The 22201-nt window shown below is 45.0% G+C and carries 23 protein-coding genes; 3 read left to right on the forward strand and 20 right to left on the reverse strand.

Annotated features, from left to right (window positions below):
• Nucleotides 1–63: 63 nt before the first annotated feature.
• The 10 genes from BBG47_RS03795 to BBG47_RS03840 form a co-directional block, all read right to left on the reverse strand.
• Complete coding sequence (locus tag BBG47_RS03795) at nucleotides 64–927, reverse strand: carbohydrate ABC transporter permease (RefSeq protein WP_021257906.1); 864 nt, start codon at nucleotides 925–927, stop codon at nucleotides 64–66.
• Complete coding sequence (locus BBG47_RS03800) at nucleotides 921–1847, reverse strand: ABC transporter permease (protein ID WP_051240292.1); 927 nt, start codon at nucleotides 1845–1847, stop codon at nucleotides 921–923. Before BBG47_RS03800 ends, BBG47_RS03795 begins: the two co-directional genes overlap by 7 nt.
• Nucleotides 1848–1959: 112 nt before the next feature.
• Entirely contained in the window at nucleotides 1960–3591 is a 1632-nt protein-coding gene (locus BBG47_RS03805; protein WP_065290582.1) for an extracellular solute-binding protein, read from the reverse strand.
• Nucleotides 3592–3819: 228 nt separating this feature from the next.
• Complete coding sequence (locus BBG47_RS03810; RefSeq protein ID WP_065290583.1) at nucleotides 3820–4884, reverse strand: dihydrodipicolinate synthase family protein; 1065 nt, start codon at nucleotides 4882–4884, stop codon at nucleotides 3820–3822.
• Between the two features lie 2 nt (nucleotides 4885–4886).
• Complete coding sequence (locus BBG47_RS03815) at nucleotides 4887–5903, reverse strand: NAD-dependent epimerase/dehydratase family protein (RefSeq protein ID WP_065290584.1); 1017 nt, start codon at nucleotides 5901–5903, stop codon at nucleotides 4887–4889.
• Nucleotides 5904–6261: 358 nt separating this feature from the next.
• Nucleotides 6262–7143 (reverse strand): GNAT family N-acetyltransferase, encoded by an 882-nt coding sequence (locus BBG47_RS03820; protein WP_065290585.1) that lies wholly within the window; start codon nucleotides 7141–7143, stop codon nucleotides 6262–6264.
• Nucleotides 7144–7178: 35 nt separating this feature from the next.
• Nucleotides 7179–7634, reverse strand: coding sequence for a GNAT family N-acetyltransferase (locus BBG47_RS03825; protein WP_065290586.1), 456 nt, complete (start codon nucleotides 7632–7634; stop codon nucleotides 7179–7181).
• An 86-nt stretch (nucleotides 7635–7720) separates the two neighbouring features.
• Nucleotides 7721–8326 carry a histidine phosphatase family protein gene (locus BBG47_RS03830; protein WP_065290587.1) on the reverse strand — a complete coding sequence of 202 codons (606 nt, stop codon included), beginning with the start codon at nucleotides 8324–8326 and terminating at the stop codon, nucleotides 7721–7723.
• A 126-nt stretch (nucleotides 8327–8452) separates the two neighbouring features.
• Nucleotides 8453–8914, reverse strand: coding sequence for a GNAT family N-acetyltransferase (locus BBG47_RS03835; RefSeq protein ID WP_065290588.1), 462 nt, complete (start codon nucleotides 8912–8914; stop codon nucleotides 8453–8455).
• 848 nt (nucleotides 8915–9762) lie between these two features.
• On the reverse strand, nucleotides 9763–10185 hold the full coding sequence (locus BBG47_RS03840) for a hypothetical protein (RefSeq protein WP_065290589.1): 423 nt from the start codon (nucleotides 10183–10185) through the stop codon (nucleotides 9763–9765).
• A gap of 174 nt (nucleotides 10186–10359) precedes the next feature.
• Between BBG47_RS03840 and BBG47_RS03845 the strand changes: the two genes are divergently transcribed.
• Nucleotides 10360–11256, forward strand: a complete 897-nt coding sequence (locus BBG47_RS03845; RefSeq protein WP_065290590.1) for an alpha/beta fold hydrolase — start codon at nucleotides 10360–10362, stop codon at nucleotides 11254–11256.
• A gap of 269 nt (nucleotides 11257–11525) precedes the next feature.
• Here the strand turns inward: BBG47_RS03845 and BBG47_RS03850 are convergent, their stop codons facing one another.
• Nucleotides 11526–12110, reverse strand: a complete 585-nt coding sequence (locus tag BBG47_RS03850; RefSeq protein ID WP_065290591.1) for a hypothetical protein — start codon at nucleotides 12108–12110, stop codon at nucleotides 11526–11528.
• Nucleotides 12111–12334: 224 nt separating this feature from the next.
• Between BBG47_RS03850 and BBG47_RS03855 the strand changes: the two genes are divergently transcribed.
• Nucleotides 12335–12940 carry an undecaprenyl-diphosphatase gene (locus tag BBG47_RS03855; RefSeq protein ID WP_065290592.1) on the forward strand — a complete coding sequence of 202 codons (606 nt, stop codon included), beginning with the start codon at nucleotides 12335–12337 and terminating at the stop codon, nucleotides 12938–12940.
• A gap of 118 nt (nucleotides 12941–13058) precedes the next feature.
• Here the strand turns inward: BBG47_RS03855 and thyX are convergent, their stop codons facing one another.
• From thyX to BBG47_RS03870, 3 genes are all read right to left on the reverse strand, one after another.
• The gene (thyX, locus tag BBG47_RS03860; RefSeq protein WP_065290593.1) at nucleotides 13059–13775 is read right to left on the reverse strand and encodes an FAD-dependent thymidylate synthase; all 717 of its coding nucleotides are present in this window, start codon (nucleotides 13773–13775) and stop codon (nucleotides 13059–13061) included.
• A 180-nt stretch (nucleotides 13776–13955) separates the two neighbouring features.
• Nucleotides 13956–14366 (reverse strand): DUF1634 domain-containing protein, encoded by a 411-nt coding sequence (locus BBG47_RS03865; protein WP_083189066.1) that lies wholly within the window; start codon nucleotides 14364–14366, stop codon nucleotides 13956–13958.
• Nucleotides 14363–15241 (reverse strand): sulfite exporter TauE/SafE family protein, encoded by an 879-nt coding sequence (locus BBG47_RS03870; RefSeq protein WP_065290594.1) that lies wholly within the window; start codon nucleotides 15239–15241, stop codon nucleotides 14363–14365. The genes BBG47_RS03865 and BBG47_RS03870 overlap by 4 nt, the downstream gene beginning before the upstream one ends.
• A 109-nt stretch (nucleotides 15242–15350) precedes the next feature.
• On the opposite strand from BBG47_RS03870, the gene BBG47_RS03875 reads away from it, so the two are divergent.
• Nucleotides 15351–15806 (forward strand): Lrp/AsnC family transcriptional regulator, encoded by a 456-nt coding sequence (locus tag BBG47_RS03875; protein WP_065290595.1) that lies wholly within the window; start codon nucleotides 15351–15353, stop codon nucleotides 15804–15806.
• 161 nt (nucleotides 15807–15967) lie between these two features.
• On the opposite strand, the gene BBG47_RS03880 is transcribed toward BBG47_RS03875, so the two are convergent.
• The 6 genes from BBG47_RS03880 to yqeK form a co-directional block, all read right to left on the reverse strand.
• Nucleotides 15968–16459 carry a GNAT family N-acetyltransferase gene (locus BBG47_RS03880; protein WP_175400475.1) on the reverse strand — a complete coding sequence of 164 codons (492 nt, stop codon included), beginning with the start codon at nucleotides 16457–16459 and terminating at the stop codon, nucleotides 15968–15970.
• A gap of 51 nt (nucleotides 16460–16510) precedes the next feature.
• Entirely contained in the window at nucleotides 16511–17998 is a 1488-nt protein-coding gene (locus BBG47_RS03885) for an MFS transporter (protein ID WP_065290596.1), read from the reverse strand.
• A gap of 129 nt (nucleotides 17999–18127) precedes the next feature.
• On the reverse strand, nucleotides 18128–19177 hold the full coding sequence (locus tag BBG47_RS03890) for a helix-turn-helix transcriptional regulator (protein WP_065290597.1): 1050 nt from the start codon (nucleotides 19175–19177) through the stop codon (nucleotides 18128–18130).
• A gap of 67 nt (nucleotides 19178–19244) precedes the next feature.
• Entirely contained in the window at nucleotides 19245–19907 is a 663-nt protein-coding gene (locus tag BBG47_RS03895) for a DUF1266 domain-containing protein (protein ID WP_065290598.1), read from the reverse strand.
• Nucleotides 19908–19922: 15 nt separating this feature from the next.
• The gene (locus BBG47_RS03900) at nucleotides 19923–21239 is read right to left on the reverse strand and encodes a J domain-containing protein (protein WP_065290599.1); all 1317 of its coding nucleotides are present in this window, start codon (nucleotides 21237–21239) and stop codon (nucleotides 19923–19925) included.
• Between the two features lie 260 nt (nucleotides 21240–21499).
• Nucleotides 21500–22123: a bis(5'-nucleosyl)-tetraphosphatase (symmetrical) YqeK gene (yqeK, locus tag BBG47_RS03905; protein ID WP_065290600.1), complete on the reverse strand. Its 624-nt coding sequence runs from the start codon at nucleotides 22121–22123 to the stop codon at nucleotides 21500–21502.
• Nucleotides 22124–22201: the final 78 nt, after the last annotated feature.

Consider the following 22201-nt stretch of genomic DNA (forward strand, 5'->3'; position numbering starts at 1 on the left):
CTTCCCCTTGTCATGTTCTCATACGCATGAAGCGATTCCAACTACATTCTACACCGTGATCAACTATCCCTTCTCCGCTCCTAGCATAACCCCCTTTGCAAAGTATTTCTGTGCAAAAGGATAAATAAGCAAGACGGGGATCATAGACAATACAATTGTCGCGTTCTTCATCGCCTGTGGAGCCAGAGCTGCACGATCTACGAGCGAAGCATCCGACTCTGCATTGAAGATGAGCATGTCTCGCAAGACAATCTGAAGCGGGAACATATCCTTGTCATTTAAATAAATTAACGGGAGGAAGAAGCTGTTCCAATGCCCCATGAAATAAAAGAGTCCAATCGACGCCAAGGCGGGCTTCGACAACGGGATTACGATGCTGAACAAGATGCGATACTCTGAAGCCCCATCGATTTTGGCCGCTTCCCGAATTTGGGACGACATGCTCTCATAGAAGCTCTTGAGTATGATGAGCTCAAATGTCCAGATTGCATTAGGCAGCACGAGTGCCCATACTGTATCAATTAAGCCCAGTCCTTTGACCACCATGAAAGTTGGGATAATTCCTGCATTCAGGAACATCGTCAGCACGATCGCAAGCATCCAGAACTTTCTGCCGACAAAATTGCGCTGCGCTAATGGGTAAGCGGAAATGGCCGTAAACAACAGGTTGATGAATGTGCCAAGCGCCGTATAATAGATTGTATTCAGATACGCCCTTGGAATCTTGTCATCCTTCAGCACCTCAACGTAAGCATCTATATTGAAGCCCTTCGGAAACAGGGTTACTTCCCCTTGCAATACAGAAACCGTGTCACTAAATGAAATGACAGCAATATACCATACCGGATAAAGAGTACACACTGCAACGAGAAGCAATAGGATCGTATTGACAACATTGAAGATCGACAGCTTACGTTCTCCTACCATAGACTGTTACCTCCAAATCGCTTGCTTACATAGTTCGCTCCGAGCAGCATGACCAAAGCTACGGCAGATTCGAACATCCCAACAGCCGCTGCATAGCTGTAGCTTGATTCGAGGAAGCCCTTTCGGTACACATAGGTGGAGAACACATCGGCGACACTATATGTCATTGGGTTGTACAGCAGCAGCACCTTTTCGTAACCGATTCTAAACATATTCCCCATATTTAAGATGAACATGACGACGATCGTCGGCATGATTCCTGGTATCGTAATATGCCGCATCATTTGCAGCCGCTTCGCACCATCTACCTTAGCTGCCTCATACAGCGAAGGATTAATACCGGCTACAGCCGCCAAATAGATAATCGCCTGATAACCCATCGTGGCCCAAATATCGGATATGACGTAGATCGGCCGAAACCATGCAGCATCAATCAAAAAATGCTTTTTTTCAAATCCGAAATAGGAAAGAACTTGATTGACGATCCCATTCGTTGGTGAGAGAAAGTCAATGATCATACTGCAAATAATGACTACTGATAGAAAGGAGGGTAAATAACTAAAGGTTTGAATCGATTTCTTAAACCATTTTACTCGAACTTCATTTAAGAAAACGGCAAATAGGATCGGAAACGCAAACCCGAATATTAACGTGTAGAAGCCTAGCAGGAATGTATTTGTAAAGAGAATAAGAAAGTCCTGATTGCTGAAAAATTTAATAAAATGCTTCAGTCCTACCCATTTGCTATCGAATACGCCTTTGTACACACTGTAATCCTTAAATGCGATGATTAACCCATACATGGGCCCGTATCGAAATATTGCGTAGAAGAGAATACAAGGAATAAAAAGCACAAGAAGCTGCTTATCGCGCTTGATATGCTTCCAGAAGTTCGCCCAACGCATGCGACTTGGCGTCATTGTTCGCTGGTGCTTAGTCTCAAGCTCTGATTGCTGCACAATTGTTCCCCCTTGAGGAATGGGCACCTGAATCAGAATCCAGGTGCCCCTCCGATTTCAAATGATCCGCAGCTTACTTGGAGTCAAAACGCTTTTGTGCTTCATTAAATATGGCAAGCATTTGATCAATCCCTGCTTTTTTCGCAGTGTTTTTCCAGTCCTCCCATTGCTTCTCACCATAGTTTTTATCCATCACATACTTCGAATTGAACTCTTCCGCTGCCTTCTGGATCGACGTCTGCAGCTCTGATAGGATCGCAATTTCTTCATCTGTGAAGTTAAGGGTTGGATCTAACGGCTCTCTTCGATTATCCTTCATGATTAGATCTTGGGCTTCCTGCTCTTTTTCCGAGAACTTGAAATAGACACTCTTCGGATTCGGTCGCAAATAGGCGCTTTCCTGCCACATCCCATAGCGATCCTCGAGAACACTAATATCCACTAGCGGCAGGTTAGCCAATTCTGGATACACAGGATATCCATCCTCACCCCACTTGAAGTTCACACCTTCTACACCAAGTGTCATTAAATCCCCACCAGATGGACTTGTTAAGTAATCCAGCAACTTCAGCGCAACTTCCTTATTGTCGTTATCCGCTACTGCGATACCGAAGTCGCTAACCTCAGGCAGCGATCTTACGTGCCCCGTCGGACCAATTGGCAGTGCATATCGCAAGTTGTAATCTGGCATCGCACTCTTCACCTGGTTGTAGAACAGATCCAATCTGCCAATCCAGTCGAAAGTTACAAATGCCTTGTCTGTTGTCATTTTCGTTGTCCAAGAATCCTGCGTATTCGTTAAAAACTCAGGATCGAGCAGCCCTTCGTTGAACATCTTTTTCATGAAGTCAAGCATATCTTTGTGCGCATCCTGCACGGAGGCGAACTTCCAATTTCTATCTGCTTCATCATAATAAATTGGATAGTTCTCACCGCCTATTCCCCAACCATAAGACCAGTCTCCATAAATGTGTTCTTTCGTCTTAGAAGCGTAAGGATAGCTGTTCGGATACAGCTCCTTCAATTTTTTCATAGCAGTGTAGAATTCATCTGTATTCGTCCATGGCTTGATGCCGTTTTTATCGAATATATCCTTTCTATACATGAAACCGTGATTGACGTCCCGATTCAACTTGTATATCGGCCATGAGTATAAGTTCCCGCTCTGATCGCCGAATGACTTGATTACCCACGGGTTTTCTTCCATGTACAGCTTCTTGAAGTTGGGCAGCATATCGACATGCTCATTAATGGCCACAACACCGCCCTGCTTGCCTATATCCTTCAGTTCGGCACCCTTTAATCCATTGAAAATATCTGGAAGCTTTCCGGAGGCAACGGTCGTTCTCAGCTTATCCTCGTAAGTCTGGCTGGAGTATGTCTGAAACACCACCTTAATGCCTGTTCGCTTCTCAATTTCCTTGACGACGAGCATTTCATTCGTAATGGAGACATTACCGGGATGCATCCATGTTAACGTTACAGGCTTATCAACGATCGGAAGCTTCAGCCCGCCAGTATCCCCATATTGCTCACTATCCCCCGTGACTGTGGAACCGGAACCTGCATTACCACTGTTACTGCTGTTATTGTTGGAATTTGTGCTGCTTTCTTGACTGCTTGCACTCCCTCCGCCTCCGCATGCCGCAAGAAACGTGAAGACCATTGTCATCATGACGACAACACTTATGACTCTTTTTGACATTGCGATCATTTCCCCCTTTGTATTGTTGCGCATTCCCTGCTGGCAGCTTCCAACTTAATTCTCTCTCAGTATAAGAAGTAGTCACCATTTAATAAATAAAGCGTTTTCATAAGTTGTTCTAATAGACCCTCCTCGGGATAAAAGTTCACGTAAAACCCTTATGCACCAAGGATTTCCCCCGAGTGGAAAATGATAAAGTGGTTGAATTTGATGAAATACAGTTAATGTTTATTCCAGCCATTCCTGTAGATGGGCAGCAACGAATTCGTCATCATGAAGATGCGAATATTGTCTATATACTCGATCGATTTCGTCCGCTTGCCCAGCAGAAAGCGTCTCATTCGGATTCAGGCACCAAATGCCCTTGAGCAGCCCTTGGCGGCGCAACACTTCATGAATCCCTGGAATACATCCATGAAATTGATGAGCAGTATCGAAAAATGCAGCATTGCAGTCTGTAATCTGGATGTTCCTAGTTAACCATTCCCCAGAGATTTCGCCGCGTTCTCTCTCCTTCTTGATCTCCTCCAGTAATTCGACTGCCTTCTTCGTCCATACAGCCCAATGGCCGAGAAGACCGCCCACAATACTCTTCTCAATTGACTGCCCTCTCACATCGAAGCGGTACGTTGTAAGCAGATCATTAACAATGTTATCGTCATTCCCTGTGTACAATGCAATCTCATCTCTTCTGTCAGAATAGCATACCGCTCGTACAACATCGATGGTCTGATAGCGATTGAAGGGAGCCATTTTGATTGCTACAACATTCGGGATGTCCGCGAATTTGCGCCAAAAATCAAAGCTGAGGACACGTCCTCCAACAGACGGCTGCAGATAGAATCCGATTATCGGCATAATAGCAGAAACCCGTTCAGTACGTTCAAGCAATTCCTCTTCACTCATGCTGGAGAGTCCGCCCATGCTTAGCAATGTGGCATCATACCCCACCTGATGTGCCAGTTCCGCTTCCCTCATCGCTTGTTCAGTACTGCCGCACACACCGGCAATCTTAATAAAAGGACGTTCTATGTTAGCTCGTTCTACCTCTTCAACGGCCATGCGCAATACCGTCCCAAATAAATCATGCTTAGGGTCGCGAATCTCAAATTGTGTGGAGTGAACTCCTACTGCGATTCCACCTGCTCCGGATGCAATGTAATACCTCGTCAACGCGCGCTGATGGCGTTCGTCCAGCTGACGCTCCTCATTGAGTGCAAGTGGATGCGCGGGAATAACTAAGCCCTGATGGAGAGCCTCATGCAGTGTAATAGAAAGTTTCTTACCGGCCATTATCAGAATTTCCCCCTTCTCTCTTGAAAGTGTGTCGGTTTATTCCATGTAGTACCTCCTGCTTGAACCCATTCCGCCACCCAGTCGATCATCTGCAGCAATGATACAGATGGATACCCGAAGCGCTGATGTGACTTGGATGCATTATTCAACAGTGCCAGTTCAGACTCTTCGCCCTGAAAATGCACATTCCTATTGAATCGCTTAGCGAATTGCTCCACGGCCCATCTCACCGACATCGTCTCTGGCCCTGTGATGTTCATGATGGTGGGCGGACTCGTGCATTCCGTCAAGGAGCGAAGAGCCATTGCGTTCGCATCACCTTGCCAGATTACATTTGCATGCCCCATACTCAGGTTAATCGGACTCCCTTCCATCACGGATTTAGCAATCTCTAATAGGACACCATAACGGAGATCAATTGCATAGTTCAGTCTGTAGAACAGCATTGGCGTCTGATTTTTATGCGCATGATACTCGAAGATTCGCTCTCGGCCTAATGTGGACTGCGCATACTCACCGATTGGTTCTGGTGATACAGACTCATCAGCCCCTCCGCTGCCGATCGGCATGAATGGATAGATATTACCAGAGGAGAACACAACGATGCGTGAATCCTTGTATTTCTCTGCCACTCTTCCGGGCAAGTACACATTCATCGCCCAAGTAAAATGTTCTTTCCCCGTTGTGCCAAATTTATTGCCGGCCATATAGATCACATTCGCTGCATGTGGCAGCTTGAACAATTCTCCATCATGAAGGAGATCGCATGCAATCGTCTCCACTCCCGCTTCCTCTAGTTCGCGCTGTACATCTCCTCCAGTGAACCGAGAAACCCCGATCACCCGCTTGTTCAGCCCGCCCTTACGAACCGCATTGACCGCCAGCTTAGCGAGACTCGGCCCCATTTTCCCTCCTACACCAAGAATAACAATATCTCCGTCGATTTTCGCCAGATCTTGAATACATTCATCTGAAGGCTCAGCTAGTCTCTTCTCCAGTTCAAGCACTGATTTCATATCCGTCATCCCCCTTCTGGATTTATTCGATTTCACCATCTACGTATGGAACCTGATCCTGCGAAACCGACAAGCTTCCATGAAACCATATATATACCAGACAGAAGATCGTGTATATCATGCTTTTTCCCACGTCTTACGTATTTCGGGATAGGGGTATCTCCCAATGTTATACAGCCTAACTCTCGGGCGATTATGTAGGTTGAAAATCATCAAGTAGACGAAATAAATAAAGTGACTCACGATCGATGGGCACGTGGCGCATGGATCGCGAGTCACTTTATGAAAGAAGCAAACATAATCGTGTTTTCATGTTAGGAGTTATAACTTTACTGCATTTCACTCATTTCACTCCTCATTACGCCTGCGCGATTTTTGGGAGTTTTATGTGATCAAGGGATTGAAGACGATTTGGCAACATAAACAAATTATCATCTGATAGTTCTGGGTACTCGACCCTATACCCACCTTGCTCAGGATGAAATTGATAGTACACCCGTTCCGTCTGTTCTGTTGCAATCTTATTGACAACTTGCGAAAGATCAATTTGGTTCGGAGACAGGACATCGTATAGTTGTATTGAATTTCCATCTTGCATAAAGATAACGACCGCGTCTAATTCTTCAATAAAATACAGATGATCCTCAAACACATGCAAGCAATACCAAGAGAAGATTCCTTCTGCATGAATGGCGTCACACGTCGAGTATCTTACGTTCCGTGAAGAATAGTATCGCATGACAAGCTCCCAATCCTGAACGTCCATTACGTTCAGCTTCCGCATATGAGGACGATCGCTGTGTGCCTCTAGCGTATTTATCACGGAGTAGAATTCCGGTTCTTGTACTTTATGAAAACCAAACTTCGGATAGAAATCGAGAACCGTTCGATTCGCATATAAGTACATAAAGCTGCATTTTTGCTGATACTCATCGATTACGATTTCCATTAGCTTTCTCGACAGTCCTTGATTCCGATATGCTTCATCCGTCATGACCGTGCCGATCATAATGGCTTCATGAATCTCATTTTTTACAACGATATCCATTACATTAACTGATACATTCGCAACGACTCTATCTCCATCGGCGTAGGAATAACAAATATACCGATCATTCCAGCATCCTCGCTGATACCAATCTTCAAACTGAATGCCGAACGATTCCTGCGCCAATGCATTGAAGCTTGCACGGTATTTGTCTATGTCCTTATAATCCTTAATGAATACGAGTTCATTCATAATAACTCTCCCTCATCGCCTTATTCATATTCCAGCTAATTTATAACAATAGACGATCCGAGTTGATATCTGGCAATCCTTTCTCCACAGGAAGAGATTCCTTCTTCCACAAATCCTAGCTTCGCATAAAGCCCTTTTGCCCTCTCATTATTAAGGTTATAGCTAATTAAGACTGTGTCTGTCTCCTGTTCTTGGCAAATCTCTTCGATAATGAATTGTAATGCTTGCTTGCCATATCCTTTTCCTTGGAATTTTTCGTCGATCATGAAGCGTCGAATCCAATAATTCCCATCAGCATCATCCAATCCATACATTGCAAAACCGATCATTTGATCTTCGTTGTAAATGGCCTTCGCTACAAAATCCGGCAGAAATTGTACTTCTGCTATGGAATATACATTTGGAGCAACGAATTCGCGTTGATCCTCATGCGTTTGGAGTTGTATGCTTTCTTTCCAGTTGTTTCTTCCTATTTTTTGTAATGTAATCATATTATCCTCCTAAATATAAGCATTCTTATTGCAGAAACAGATATCTAAATTTTCTCTATTACAAGTATTTCAAGGTCTAATCTCTCTCACTTCTTACTAGGGGTAGTATCGATCCGACTATTCGAAATGGAATACCACAGCTTTTCAACTCGTAGAAGCCGCATATCCTGAAGCTCAAGCTTATAGATATCCGGCATAGTCGTGGAGATCCAGAACTCGAATCCGTAAGTCGGGTCAAAGTGATTCAACATCAACGTCATAATGTCCCCGTGTGTCCCGATCACAATATGCTGACCTTCATACTTGCTTATCAGTTCCTGTAGTACAGCAACCGCTCTTTGCTGTGCATCATGGCTAGTCTCTCCCTCTGGAAAAGAAACATGGAAATTTTCGTATACCTTCCGTTTGGCCTCTTGGAAGCTCATACCTCCAAACACACCAATATGCCGTTCTCTTACATCCTCATACAATTGAATCGGACAATTCATCACATCAGCTAGAGGCTGAATCGTTTGGATCGCCCGTGCATAGGGACTTGATATAAACACTCGAATCGGGAAATTTCGCAGCAATTCGGCGATCTTCATTGCATCCTGTTCTCCTGCAGCAGATATTCCCCTTGAGCGCTCTTCCCCTTCGACATATGGGGACTCACAATGCCTCACAAAATAGAGTGTAGTCGTCAAAATCATCTCACCTCATTCCATTTGTAAGTTCAGACGATGCCAGTTGTTTCCTAAATACGAACGCAATTCTGATTACGGTTGTTCGGTTCGCCCAATTCATGAATAGCCCTCTTTCATTGATTGAGAACTACACTATAAATGCAACTCCATCGGATCATTGCATAGACTGTACCCGTTCCGTTCATAGAAGCGAATGCTCCATTCACTAGGCCATACGATGATGAATTCATGCTCCTGCTGCTTCGACCAAGCCTCTATCTCTTTCATCATCCTGCTTCCAATCTGGTTGCCGCGATGCTCTGGTACGGTATATACATTCGTCATATAAACAAATGGATTTGTCTTTCGCCCAGGTCGAGGGACTTTGTGAATCAATTCCAAGTAGATGTGGGAGATGACGCTGCCATCTAATTCAGCTACCCAAATAAACCAGTTTCCCCCTTTCATTGCTTCTAGTAGAAAAGAACGGCACTCCTTGTAAAAATCTTCGTATAGTTCCTCTCCAACCTTCTCTTCGTTATACTCATTCGTGAAGTCCCATCGCATTCGAATAAGCTGATCAATATCTTGTTCGCCGGCTAATCTCATTTTCATCTCGAAGTTCTCTCCTTATCATGATAAGACCCAACCAAAAACGAGTTTTCAGTCGGGCCATATGGTGTCTTATTACACAGGATTAGATTCCATTATTATACACTTCATTTATCAATTCAAATAGAAGGGTTATGTTCAACTTCAATTTCTTGGACGAATACGGCTGTTCTTTCAATGAAGACATCTGTCCGCTCCTCATGGCGAACTGCTTGAACCTTAACCTTGCCATCGCGATCAATCTTTAGACCTGCTCAATGAAGAATTCGGCTTTGTCCTGATATACGGAGAGGAGAAATGTCTTCCATGCATGAACGCATCAGGATGATAAGTCTCTATACAAAATGGATGCACGGACGCTTGCGGGAATTTTGGTACTAGAAGAGTCCGTACGCCTGTGCTTCCATAAGCTATAGATGCGGTCAGATCGATATCGTCTACCTGCAATCCGATTGACTCCGCTAATCGCGCGATATCTCCTTGAAACGGAATAAACTGTGAACTGTTCTGCTTCATTTTGATGTACAGTCGTCCATCAAGGATCGTGAATTCAATCGGTAAGATACCTGCCTTCTATTTTTCCATGCAAAAAATGATACCACGAACAGAATAGCTTCTGCCATCAAACCGTCGCCGATATAATCCGTTCCCCCCTAACTGAATAGGCAAGCTGGCATTAGGCACCTAAAAGACCCTATCGGTTATAAAATGAGTCTAAACAGAAGAATCTCATCCCCTTCCTCCTGTCCGTTCCTAATCTGTTTACATCGTCCAAATGGGTACCTGCACATCACCTAAATATGCCCTGCACCAATCTCCTCATATCAGACAGTCTTCCTCTCGTAATCGCTTTAATCGATATCATAGATTAACCATTTCGAGTCGGGGTCTTTCCCTTTGATAAATACGTATTGTGACGTGAAAAAATCATCGTTGGTCAGCATATCATCAGCTAGGATAAGAACTTGATATCCCTTTTTCTGCTCCTGAATATGGATGGGAGTGTGCAGCTTCACCGCCTCCAATTGGTAGGTCGGCATGCCTGTTATCGGACTATTCGGTGCGAATAGCTTCATATATTCCTCCGCATTGCCCTCATGCAAATATTGCATTCGTTTGTTGATGAGCTGTATAATCTCTTGTTCATCCTGATTCAATCCCTTTATTTCCAAATACGCAGGACCAGATTTCGATGTACAGCCTTGAAGCAGAATGAGAAGTATAACAAGCCACACTGTCCGAACGACAAACCCACTTCTACAGACACGTCCCATCAACCAACACTCCTTCTTTTTTCAAATGCCGAGCAACCACCTACGTCTTCAACCTGACAAAGATCAGCCTCGCTACATCTTCAATTAGAGAATTAAACTTTCTCGCCCCATCTGCATCCAATTTCGATATGTAACGTAACTATAGGATGGTGCTAAGTACGGAGGAGGCGTTCGATGAGCAGCATAGTAACGATTTATAAAAGCGAAAAGGGTAAGAGTTTGATTGCGAATCATTATGAAAACTATATACAAGCTTTGCCGTTTCCCGTTGAACGCATGTATCTGAATACGAGCTTTGGCTCAACTCATCTATTAGCTGTGGGACCCACTGATGGAAAACCGTTGTTCCTGTTACAAGGGGGAAACTGCATCAACCCAATGACATTGTCTTGGTTTTCTCCATTAACGAGCCAGTATCGAATTTATGCGCCTGATACGATTGGTCATCCTGGGTTTAGTGCAGAAACTAGAGTGTCAGCTAAGGATAATAGCTTCGCCCTATGGCTTCAAGAACTCATGAACGGTCTTGATATCGATAAATGTGGATTTATAGGCACCTCTTATGGAGCAGGAATCATATTAAGACTAGCCGCCTATATGCCGCATAAAATAGACTGCGCCGTGCTTGTGTCACCAGCAGGAATACGTTTAGGATCGAAGCTCAAAATGATCAAGGATATCCTTTTGCCACTGCTTCTGTTCCATGCAACTTCCTCAGATCGATACCTTGATAAGCTAACCAATGCCATGTCTGACAACACGATGAAGGCAATAGACAAGAAAATGATTGGAGACATTTTTCGATATGTGAAACTTGAGCAAAATATGCCTAAGCTTACAGAAAAAGAGGAACTCCAGCATTTCCATGCGCCGACTCTTCTTATTACAGGCCGAAAGGACATCTTTTTCCCTGAACGGCAGGTCAATCAAACAGCACGCGCAATCATCCCGAATCTGACCGCAATCAAATCATACGAGATGGGACATTTCCCTTCAGAAACGGATTTACTCTCCATTAACGATGAAATCTCTATGTTTCTGCAAACTTATTACGTAACGAAAGTTACATAGATTCGATATCGTCTTATTGGTGGATTATTATTCCTTGTCACAATAATCCACCTAATAGGAACCTTATGGCTTGATATTTCTCTCATTCTTGTCTCCAACAATTGAATGAAGATGTCACATCCTCCTCATAGGCCATCATCAATATTCTCAATTCTCCTTTATCATTCCAATCCATGTCATTAATGAACTCGTCCGGAACCTGAATACATGGCTTCCCCTCGATCACTCAGGCTGCAAAGTAATAAGCGACGCTACACTCATACCATTATTCACTCTTCAAAATCATGGATACCTGCATGTTCAGTATTTATCCATTTGTTTCTGTATCGTTCTATGACCCGATCATCCCATATTTGAACTTCAATATATCGCTCAGGGCCATATTGACCGTGCGCGTTCCAATGCTGTGGCCAGCCAAACTGTTCAACTACCTGTTGAATAGCATCTCGGGTATATACCTTTTTGCGATATGGCTTCCCGTCCTCAACTCGCATCGTAGGAAATAAGTCTCCATAAGTAAAACTAATGGTACTTGCGTCGAAATCATCAATATAGATTTGTAATTCTCTTCCCTCTTCATACCACTCCAGCAGCCAGTGGCATTGCCCTAATGTCATATAGTGAGGATATAGCGTCCGAGGATTGCCGCCTTGCTCTACAAACATCATTCTTGCCTGCTTCTCTAATTGACGCCTAATTTGCATGTAATCTTCAGATCGTTTGCTTGCAAAGCCTCTTCCATTCTCTCTTAACTCGGACAAGATGCTGTTCGCTTCTTCAATAGACAGTGCAGACAAATTGTGAAATGGCCCTCTTGCGGCTTCGTAATAGTGACACAAAAGATTGAAGTCCATTTTGACAGCCTCCTATTTCAACATAGGAATCATAACAATCGTGTTCCCCATTCGGTTCATATTAGCAAATACGCGATAACCCATAAATAACCAGCTGATTCTGATCAGATTTTTATGTAATATTAAGAATTTATTAAGGAGCAATTAAAGCCCTCTCCCTATACTAAGCATATGGAATAAATACTAGATCTAATTGATATAGGTCACAAGGAGGAAGAACATACGTGTCATTACCCCAATTAAATATTGAAATGTTTCGTGGAATTAACGACTTAGGCAAGCAGCTCTCCTTTCTAAATCCATCCGTCGTATTCATTGCGGAATATACGATCTATCTGTTAGCAGCTTGCATGCTGTTATTTTGGTTCACCCGTACAACGGCCAATCGCATGATGGTGCTGCAGGGCGGATTTGCATTCATTCTCGCAGAGCTCCTTGGCAAAGCGGTTGGAATGTTCCATTCGCATCATCAACCATTTGCGGAACTCCCGCATGTTAGTAAATTAATCGATCACAGCATCAATAATTCATTTCCCAGTGATCATACGATATTGTTTTTCTCCATCTGTGCGTCGTTCTGGCTGATGCGCAAAAAAACAGGCTGGGGCTGGTTATGGCTCATGCTGGCGGGTTGTGTAGCGTTATCTCGTGTATGGGTTGGCGTACATTATCCAGTAGATATAGCAGTAGGTGCAATGATCGGAATCTTCTCAGCTGTACTCGTGTATTGGTCATCCACTAGATTTGCTTGGTTGTCTCGCTTGCTTGATGTGTACGAGAGCGTGGAACGACGCATACTACCTGCGAGCAATAAATCTAAGGGTCTATAAGTAAGAGATTCATAGAAAATGAGAATGGACGCACCGTATTGGAGAAGTCGAACAACAATATGACTGCGTCCATTGCTTATTCCCCTCAAGGCCATTTACATGCACTTGTTACCTGCATTTACTCCCCAATATCCTGCTTCAAGAGCTCTTGCAAGGAATGTGGGAAAATAGGTCTGCTAAGCTCCAATATCGCCTTCGCGTAAGATTGAATTTCCTTCTGAGCATCATGCTCCAGGCGTTGATTCAAGAAGTGGGCTACCGATTGCAGGGAGGCTGTCCAATACCAGCGCACATACATGCCATAAGAAGGCAGAAATAATCTAGCTTGCTCCGCGCATATGCCATCTTCTAGTGCCGCTTCATACTTGGCAACTCCAAGTTCAATGTAGTTCATCAGCTCGTCCGTGTGCTTCTGCCCGATTTCCCAGGATACAATGTCTCCACTGCCCTGCTTCGAATTCTTCGGCTTGCTTCTCCATTCCCCCTGAGACGGTATGTAGAAGGTAGGATCTTCAGTGATATATCTACGACTCGATTCATTCCAAGCCTCCAAGCTGTCGCCTGTGCCTTCCATATGGGAAGAACCTATGACATACTTCCACCACTGCCTTGCAACCATAAGCGGCGCGTACACTTCGAACTGCAGCATGACATGTCGAAATGGCGAGGTGTGTCCTTCTCTAGCCAGAAATTGAATCAATCGAATATCCCGTTCACTTAGCTCCATCGATTCCTTGGCATAGGATACCCGTGCGGAGTTGACAACCGTCAAATCCGAACCCATCGTGTTGACTAACCGGACATACCCCTTATCTAATACTTGCAGCATAAACATGGCAACCACTCCTATCTAGTAAATGAGACGAAAAGAGAACATCAAGTTCCCACTCAATGCTCTCTTCATTTGGATACATATTCTATTTTAGTATACATGAATCCAAGTGGATGAACAGGTATTTCCTGGCGAATATTATTGACTGACTTTTCTCTGTTCAGGCACTCCTAACACAATAGATCACCCTGCACTTCCAATGAAAAAGCTGGCGACTAAGATCAAGAACACTGCCATTGTTATTCCTACATACAAATAATCTTGTTCGTGCAGAAAAACAAAAATAGAGATAAAAACCCGCAGTACTGGTGTTGCAATGAGCATAAGCAGCCCTGTCAGGATAATCGCATACGACTTCATTGATAATAGACCGGCATAAATTCCTGCCAGACTGGTTGGAAAGGTCTGCTCAGGATATCCACTGTCTCCAGAAATGAGGAACAGCAGCAAGCCAGCAAGGATCACCGCTGCACTAGCAAGTACCCCTACCCGAAGCCACTTGCTGACAACAATCTCTACCGCTTCCGATTTGTCATTGCGCATTTGTTCGATCTCGGACTGCTGTACGCTGCCTTCTCGCCCAAGCTCACTCATAGAAGTCCCCCCAATCCCTGTACAATCATCTGAATGGCCACATACGCCAATACGGGAATAAACCATTTGCGAATCGTCTTGCTCTTCATCTTCTGCATGATTCTCGCGCCAGCCGTTGCCCCCACAAGAACGCCTAGCGCCACTGGAGCCGAGATTGCCGGATCGATGTCGCCACGGAACAGGTAAACCCCCGCGCTTGCAGCGCCCGTAACGCCCATCATGAAGTTGCTCGTCGCACTGGATACCTTAAGCGGGAGCTTCATGAAGACATCCATCGCCATCACTTTGAAGCTGCCGCTGCCAATTCCAAGCAGACCCGATATCACCCCTGCCCCGTACATGACGCCGAATCCGCCGTATACATTGTCCACCTTATACGGAACCGTCTGATTCAAAGCCTTATCATAATACTCACCTTGCAAGCGCAGCTTCTCCGCAACCGGATGCATAGTTACATCCTTCGGCAGTTCATCATTCCGCTTCTTAAGCATAGTCCCCGCCGAGTATAGCAGCAGCAGACCGAAGATAATATACAGTACCGTAGGCGTCATGATTCCGCCTAGAAATGCACCGGTTATCGCTCCCACCGTTGTTGCAACCTCCAAGAACATGCCTACTCGCACATTCGTAATCCGATCTCGGATATAAGCGATCGCTGCCCCGCTGGAGGTTGCAATGACCGAAATAATACTTGCGCCAATCGCCGTCTTAATATCAACGCCGAACAATAAGGTCAATGCTGGCGTAACTATAATCCCTCCACCCAGACCAAGCACTGCCCCGACGATTCCAGCCAATACGGAGATCAACAGTATTTCAATCGCTAGTAAAGACAACATCCTCTCCCCTTCCGCGCCATGTTCTTCCTCATACATATGTATACACCTTTTTATACATTCGATCAATAGATTGCATCATTTACTTTACATTGTATGTGCTATAATGGGCTTAATAGGACAAGTACAAGTCGAAAGGGTTGATCAAATGCAGTTCCGTAATTTAGACGAAATCGATACACGGATTTTGCAGCTGTTATCCGAGAATGGACGCTTAAGCAATGCGGAGCTTGGACGAATGGTCAACTTGACCCGAGCGGCTGTTCGCGAACGAATTCATCAATTGATGGAGGAGGGGATTATTGATCGGTTCACCATTGTCGTGAATCCGCTCAAGGCGGGCAAAACCTTGTCGATGTATTTCGATATTGAAGTGGATTGGGTGAAGCTGCAGCATGTCGTAGAACAGCTAAGATTAGCTGAGGAGATTACGAACGTGTATCAAATGAGCGGCAAGCCGCATCTGCATGTCCATGCTCTGCTGGATGATCCCGAGCATGCTGAGCAGTGCTTGAGGATGCTTCAAACGATTGATGGTATCACTTCCGTCACTAGTGAGGTACTCATTGCGCGGCATAAAGAAAGAGGCGGATTGTTAATTTAAACAGGTGCTTTAAATAGTGCACCGAGATCATATGAATCGATATAGAACGCCCCGCTTGCTACTGGTGAATGCAGCGATCCAGAAGCCACAAGCGGGGCGTAAAATTGATGACGCTATTTCAAAATACTTCTTTTATGGACACAATATATGGAAACTCTCTCCTACCGAAGCACAGTGGAGAAGTATTGGATCGGGCCGTCCCAGCCGTTTTCTCGAATCTCTTCATAGTTATCGTTTGTGTACGCTGCAATTACCTTTCTCCAAAAATGCTGCGACGGTACGTTCTCGTCAATCTGGCCAACCTTCCAAGTTCCCTGAAACTGATCGAACAAAGCCGTTGCCGCATATTTTCCCACTCCCGATTGCCGATACTTTTTCATTACGAAAAATTCCGCCATCGAATAAACCGTTCGCTTATCATCATCCGTTCCCAACTCCCTTACAAGCGCTAATCCCGCAAGCTTCCCATCCACTCGAATGAAGATAGGATATCTCCCTTTCTCTGTCCAGTAATGATCCAGATACATATATTCATATAGACCGTTCTCGTTGACGTCCTCAGGATCGTATTCACTGAAATCATATTTATACAGCTCCAGCAAATTACGAAGCGTAGATTTTTGCCCGTACTCGACCTGATGCAGCGTGATCATACTCATGCCCTCCTTCATTTCTGATGGTTTTCTCTCTTACGCTATCATTTTTTACAATGTATGCTTCGCTTTTGCCATTCGGCTTTTTCGACTTGGATCCGGTAAAAAGCAGAGGCAGACGAAAGTCGCCAGTGCCAGCCCTCCGCAAGCACCAACTGATACAGAAAATGCGCGTACATAATCAGACAGCTCTGCTTCTACGAGCACATGTCCAAGTACGCCGGAAAACACAATACCGATCAATGCCACCCCTAGCGAATTCGCCAAGTACATACAGGTCGTGAATAATCCTGATCCCGATCCCGCATCCTCCTTCGGAACTGTGCTTAGAACGATATTCGCAAGTGGTGTCGTGACCATGCCAAGACTGAATCCGTACAGCCATAACAGGAGAAGATTACGGTAATCAAACATAGCCCTCGCGTCATACAGGATAGAAACAATCAGCAGCGATATGCATATTACCATGCCGATTGAGCCGACCTTCAATGTACCTATCCCCCATTTCTCTACGAAACGGGAGGATAAGAGAGAGGACAGAAAGAATCCGACCCCCAATGGCAGAAACACCATGCTTGTAGATTGAACATCCTTATGAAGGCCGTATTGGACATAGTAGCTTAATAGGAAGAAGAAGGCGAACATGCCCAGGTACACGACAAGCACAGCCAACATACCTACGCGAAAGGAAGCATGCCGAAATACATCAAGATTCACCAATGGAAAGGCGTTTCTTCTCTTCGTACGACACTCGAATACCACAAAAGTAATGAGTACACCAATACCGATCAGCAAGCAAAACCAAACCCACAACGACCACCCCTGCCTCTGCCCTTCCGATAAAGGATATACAAGAAAAAATAAGCCGCTTATGAGCAGAAGTGCACCACTCCAATCAATAGGCTGTTTCTCCCTGCGCGATTCCGGAATGATTGGCATCAGCATCAGAACCAGCATGCCGAATGGAACGTTAACTAAGAACACCATCCGCCAGCCAAGATCGAACAGGTTCCAGCTGACGATAAGACCCCCAAAAATGAGTCCAAAAGCAAATCCAAATCCAATGATTGCACCATAAATGCTGAACGCGATTGCCTTTTCCCGTGGCGGAAAGCTGACCTGCATCGTAGAAAGCACCTGGGGCTGAATGAGCGCAGCAGTCAAGCCTTGAACGATCCGAATAGCAATAAGCAGGGAAGGATCCGAGGTCAAGCCGCCAAGCATGGCCATGATTGTGAATCCGCTCACTCCAACATACAGCAGCCGTTTTCTTCCGTATATGTCACCCAACTTCCCGCTAATGATCAAAGCCACCGCCAAGCCAAGGGAGAAACCTGTAACGATTAGCTGCGCTTCAGCGAAGCTTGCATTCAAGTTGTGCTGCATCAACGGCAGAGCAACCTGAATCATATAAGTGTTCAGTGAGATAAGCAGCGTCGGCAGCAGTACGATAACGAGTGCAATCCATCGTTTCGGATTCCCCTCCATTTGCTGATTACCATCCGTGCGTTGTGATGTAATTGTCAAAATAGGAGACATTACGATTCCCTCCAGTAGTTAGAATCACATGAATACTCTGATTATGAGCCAATCATGTTCATACGCTCTACCTGAAGAGGGAGTCTTTGCCCCTATAGCGGAATTAATTGAAGAACCCTTCTACCTACATTAGGCCAAAGGGTTCCCTTGCGAAATGGAAGCGTCGCCGCCATTCGAAGACGACCTTCGAACTTGATCCTGCTGTTCCAGCTGCTTGAGGAACGAGCTTGGATTGCAGCCGTAATGCTTGCGAAAGGCTGCCGTAAAGTTGCTAACATTACTGTACCCGACCGCGACGGCAGCTTCCCCAACATTCAGATGTTCCATCTCCATATGCCATATCGCCTTCTCGATCCGCTGCTTGCGCACCAGTTCGAATACTGTTGTGTCGAACAGCTCGCGAAATCCTGTTTTCAGCTTGAATTCGTTGATCCCGACAAGCTTGGAGAGTTCTCGTATCGAAAAGGGCTGTTCGTAATTGTTCATCACAATCTCCCGTGCCTCATGAAGCTTTGCGATGTCATCGCGACGAACGTTTCGCTTTACAGTTCGATCATGAATTTCGTCCGCCTCTCCGAATAAGGCGAGGAATTCGATGGCTTTACTCTCCATGTATAGCCGCTTCATCTTCCCCTGATAATCGCACTGAAGCATATCCGTTACGCATCGATGAATGTCTGGTGTGACTGAATAGGTGTCAATACTGCCAAGATGACGATGAAGCAATCTTTCCATGTTCTGCTTCTCAGCCGCATCAACGGCATAGGCATACAGTTCATCTGGAGAAAATCTCACCTCAACCATATGATGGTGCATTCCTGCCTTTTTCTCCTCATATACCCGCACATCTTCCAATAGCAGCACATTGCCAGACTGCGGTTCCGTATAGCTTTCTTTTCCGCTCCACTCGCAATACACTTCACCGCTCAAGCAATAACTCAGCTCAAACAGACGGCATGCCTCTTGGATACAGAGCCTCATATCTTCCGCATAAGTGACATCCGTCACCATAATTTCCATACCTTCACGGACGCGCATCCGGGTCACACTACCCGTTCCAATGTGAGGAGGAAGGAACATTTGCTGCTCCCAAGCACTGCTTTTCATATCACCATGAATCATTTCAGAATAGCGCTCAAAATAATCATGGATGCAGGCTACATGAACTTCAGCTGCCATCTGATCACCTTCTATTCCGCCTTATTGGCCTGAATGAGAATCTTTATCATCCACATTCATTGTATCGTCAAGCTAACCCCCATTGTGCCTTATCCATGGCCAATGTGCTTGAGCCAAGCAGCATCGAGGCTATACTCGTAATGTGAGCCTGCATCTTCATTTCACTATCCGAGTCAGAGTAGCTATTTCCTGCAACAAAAGCAGTGAGATAATCTTCCCAGCTGTTATAGTATTGCTGCAAATGGCGAGCAGCCTTGATCTTCAAGCCCCAAGCTTCATCCTTGGTTAAGTAGCCGTAGGTAAGTCCCATATTGCACATAAAGATTGCCCAAGCCCCACCAAATGCCGCAATTTCTCCGGAAGAAAGCTGGTGCAAAAATGCATTGACGATTACGACCTTGGCATGGTCAGGATGATCCACAGAGGATTCCACATACCGCTTGCGAGAGACTTCGTTGCGTGCAGCTAGACTCGTATGCAGCTTCTTATACTCCTCGCGCAGTCCATCTTCGAGCAGCCACTGAGCTCGACTGAGCAATGATTCCTTGTCCGTAACTCCCCAAGCGGCGAACGCCTTTTTCATCGATCCTCTGCGCAGAATTCGATCCGTAAATGGGAATCCGAACGGGATATAGTGGTACACTATTAAACTGTCCGTACATACAGAAGAAAGGCAACGGAAGTACAGCTCCAGCTGCTTTCTTTGTTGGTTATTGTATTCGCTTGGCAAATTGGAGCCCTCCTTCTAGGTAGTCATCATTCGATAAGTCTTGAACGTCTTCCAACCGCTCCACACCATTACTGCAAGCCACAGGACTGTAACGGCGATAGGTACGCTTATGAATAATTGAAGTCCAACATAGACGAGTATGTATAGCCAAGTCAAGCGGAGATAGAAGTAGAGGAGAAATGATGAAATTTGTTTGCGTGCTTGTCTCTGTCCCTTTTCTTCCACTTCTTGTGCATATCTATATTTGTTGAAAAACTTAATACCGTGAACATACCGTAAAATGTCATGAACATTGTCAATGTCATTGGATTGCTGGAGCTTCATACGCGCTTCCTTCATCTGCCCTAATTGCGTATAACAATGAATGGACAGCAACAACGCATCTTGCTGATTCTCCTCAATCTCCAGCAAGCGGTTGCAGTCCGCCAAGGCAGCTTCATATTGTTCAACCTTGTACAGATGCTGTGCACGGTGCCATCGTCCCTCAAACTCATCGGGTTTCATCGCAATCACTTGATTGAAGCAATCCAATGCTTGCTCCATCTCGCCGATTGCTTCGAAGTATTTGCCGCGCATGAGCTCTAGGTCAGTATCGTCTTGGAACCATTCATGGGCCTCACTCAAATATGCGCCTACCTCTTCCAGTTCTCCTTGCATAAGCATATACTGCGCCATCTCACGCAGGTAGAGATAACGGTCAATATCAAAATCGATGTCCGCATCAATGAAACAATCATAGGTCAGCTCCATCGTACCGTTAACCTGTTCAAATATGTAATCAATGAATTCCCCGGCATGGCGTTCCCTTAATTCTTCCTCATGCTCATGGAAACGGAAAGTATCCTCCAGCACGATCCATACCGCTATCGGAAAATAATGCTTCTCCTCAAGAAACATCACCATTTCATCACGTAACTGCGGATTCTTAATATCCCATTCCGCGTTCTCCTGGAACAAGGCTTTCCAAGATGAAGGCTGGATTCGATTTGCGAAATTGCTATACAGCTCAGATACTCGGGCTAGAAATACCTGAATCGGATTTGCGGCATAAGGATAAGCTGTGCTCACAGCAACCTCTTCTCTTGCAATCGTCTTATGTACAAATGGATCTTCCAACCGTTCACCATGATCGTTCAGCCTCATGTTAGAAGCTTCTGTTGCTGCTGACCTTTTGCGCGCCAGCTTCAACGCTACTTCATACGCTTCATGCAGCATTTCTTTCCACTGTGGGTCATTTTCCGGATGCTCTAGCGTCAGCTTCTTCGCATAAGCGCTTGAGATGACAGAATCATCTTCCGTTGGCTCAATCCCTAATACATCCCATACATTCAAGTTACTCCATCCACCTTTCCCTCAACTCCAGCCGTTCCCAATATGCTTTGGTGGCTATTTCAATATTCCGATAGTCAATAGTAAAATCGAAAAACTTCCTTCAACCATTCTTTATTCTACCAATACCACAAGAGATAATCCAATTTATACTAGATTCGAACTAAGTGGGAGCCCCATTTCTCTTTCAAATTTCCGGTAGCAGCCAACGAAAAATGGAGTAGTCTGACGCCTACTGCGTCAGACCACTCCACATTGCAACTTCATTCCGCATTCAATTGTACCTGTAATTGTTCATAAGCATCTGCAAGCCAAGGGTGGATGACCTTCAGTGTGTCCTTGCGCTCCCATAAATATTGAATGTAAGCAAACGCCGCATGTTCCAGCGATATTGCGAGATTATGATGTAATTCCTCGATATAAGGGGGAATGCCTTGCTGATCCCATGCAATCTTGTCGGCAACAAATAGGACAAGATCAAGCTGCGAGGCATCGGCTCGCAGCGTAGTATGGCAGCCCACCGCATCCAGCACTTCGGCATCCTGAACGCCAAATATGTCCCGGGCCATCACCTTGGATAGCTTCTGATGGATGATCATCGGGAATTGCTCTTCTTCGGGCAGTATATCAATTCCTAGCTGCCTCGCCGCCTCAATTCGTTCCTCGTTAGGAAATACGGCGCTTATATCATGCAGCCATCCCGCCAATTCCGCTCTCTCCGGATCAGCATAATATAATTGCGCAATTCTTCTAGCTTCTGTCCCTACATCCATACAATGCTCTGCAGTACCCGGGCTATGATTTGCGGTTAGAAACTGTTGAATATCCTGCTTCATATTTCCCGTGAACTCAATTTCTTGCACAAGCTTTTCAAATAATAGATGCATGTTAGATATACCTCTCACTATGGAATGTCATCCCTATTAATCATTTATTTCTATTTTGAAAAAGAAATGGTCGGCTTC

Origin of the sequence: Paenibacillus sp. KS1, assembly GCF_001680695.1 — a bacterium.
Lineage (GTDB): Bacteria > Bacillota > Bacilli > Paenibacillales > Paenibacillaceae > Paenibacillus_B > Paenibacillus_B suaedae.

Coding starts and splice junctions, on each gene's coding strand:
- BBG47_RS03795 (WP_021257906.1), bottom strand. CDS start 927: ATGGTAGGAGAACGTAAGCTGTCGATCTTCAATGTTGTCAATACGATC.
- BBG47_RS03800 (WP_051240292.1), bottom strand. CDS start 1,847: ATGACGCCAAGTCGCATGCGTTGGGCGAACTTCTGGAAGCATATCAAG.
- BBG47_RS03805 (WP_065290582.1), bottom strand. CDS start 3,591: ATGTCAAAAAGAGTCATAAGTGTTGTCGTCATGATGACAATGGTCTTC.
- BBG47_RS03810 (WP_065290583.1), bottom strand. CDS start 4,884: ATGGCCGGTAAGAAACTTTCTATTACACTGCATGAGGCTCTCCATCAG.
- BBG47_RS03815 (WP_065290584.1), bottom strand. CDS start 5,903: ATGAAATCAGTGCTTGAACTGGAGAAGAGACTAGCTGAGCCTTCAGAT.
- BBG47_RS03820 (WP_065290585.1), bottom strand. CDS start 7,143: ATGAATGAACTCGTATTCATTAAGGATTATAAGGACATAGACAAATAC.
- BBG47_RS03825 (WP_065290586.1), bottom strand. CDS start 7,634: ATGATTACATTACAAAAAATAGGAAGAAACAACTGGAAAGAAAGCATA.
- BBG47_RS03830 (WP_065290587.1), bottom strand. CDS start 8,326: ATGATTTTGACGACTACACTCTATTTTGTGAGGCATTGTGAGTCCCCA.
- BBG47_RS03835 (WP_065290588.1), bottom strand. CDS start 8,914: ATGAAAATGAGATTAGCCGGCGAACAAGATATTGATCAGCTTATTCGA.
- BBG47_RS03840 (WP_065290589.1), bottom strand. CDS start 10,185: ATGGGACGTGTCTGTAGAAGTGGGTTTGTCGTTCGGACAGTGTGGCTT.
- BBG47_RS03845 (WP_065290590.1), top strand. CDS start 10,360: ATGAGCAGCATAGTAACGATTTATAAAAGCGAAAAGGGTAAGAGTTTG.
- BBG47_RS03850 (WP_065290591.1), bottom strand. CDS start 12,110: ATGGACTTCAATCTTTTGTGTCACTATTACGAAGCCGCAAGAGGGCCA.
- thyX (WP_065290593.1), bottom strand. CDS start 13,775: ATGTTTATGCTGCAAGTATTAGATAAGGGGTATGTCCGGTTAGTCAAC.
- BBG47_RS03865 (WP_083189066.1), bottom strand. CDS start 14,366: ATGAGTGAGCTTGGGCGAGAAGGCAGCGTACAGCAGTCCGAGATCGAA.
- BBG47_RS03870 (WP_065290594.1), bottom strand. CDS start 15,241: ATGTATGAGGAAGAACATGGCGCGGAAGGGGAGAGGATGTTGTCTTTA.
- BBG47_RS03875 (WP_065290595.1), top strand. CDS start 15,351: ATGCAGTTCCGTAATTTAGACGAAATCGATACACGGATTTTGCAGCTG.
- BBG47_RS03880 (WP_175400475.1), bottom strand. CDS start 16,459: ATGATCACGCTGCATCAGGTCGAGTACGGGCAAAAATCTACGCTTCGT.
- BBG47_RS03885 (WP_065290596.1), bottom strand. CDS start 17,998: ATGTCTCCTATTTTGACAATTACATCACAACGCACGGATGGTAATCAG.
- BBG47_RS03890 (WP_065290597.1), bottom strand. CDS start 19,177: ATGGCAGCTGAAGTTCATGTAGCCTGCATCCATGATTATTTTGAGCGC.
- yqeK (WP_065290600.1), bottom strand. CDS start 22,123: ATGCATCTATTATTTGAAAAGCTTGTGCAAGAAATTGAGTTCACGGGA.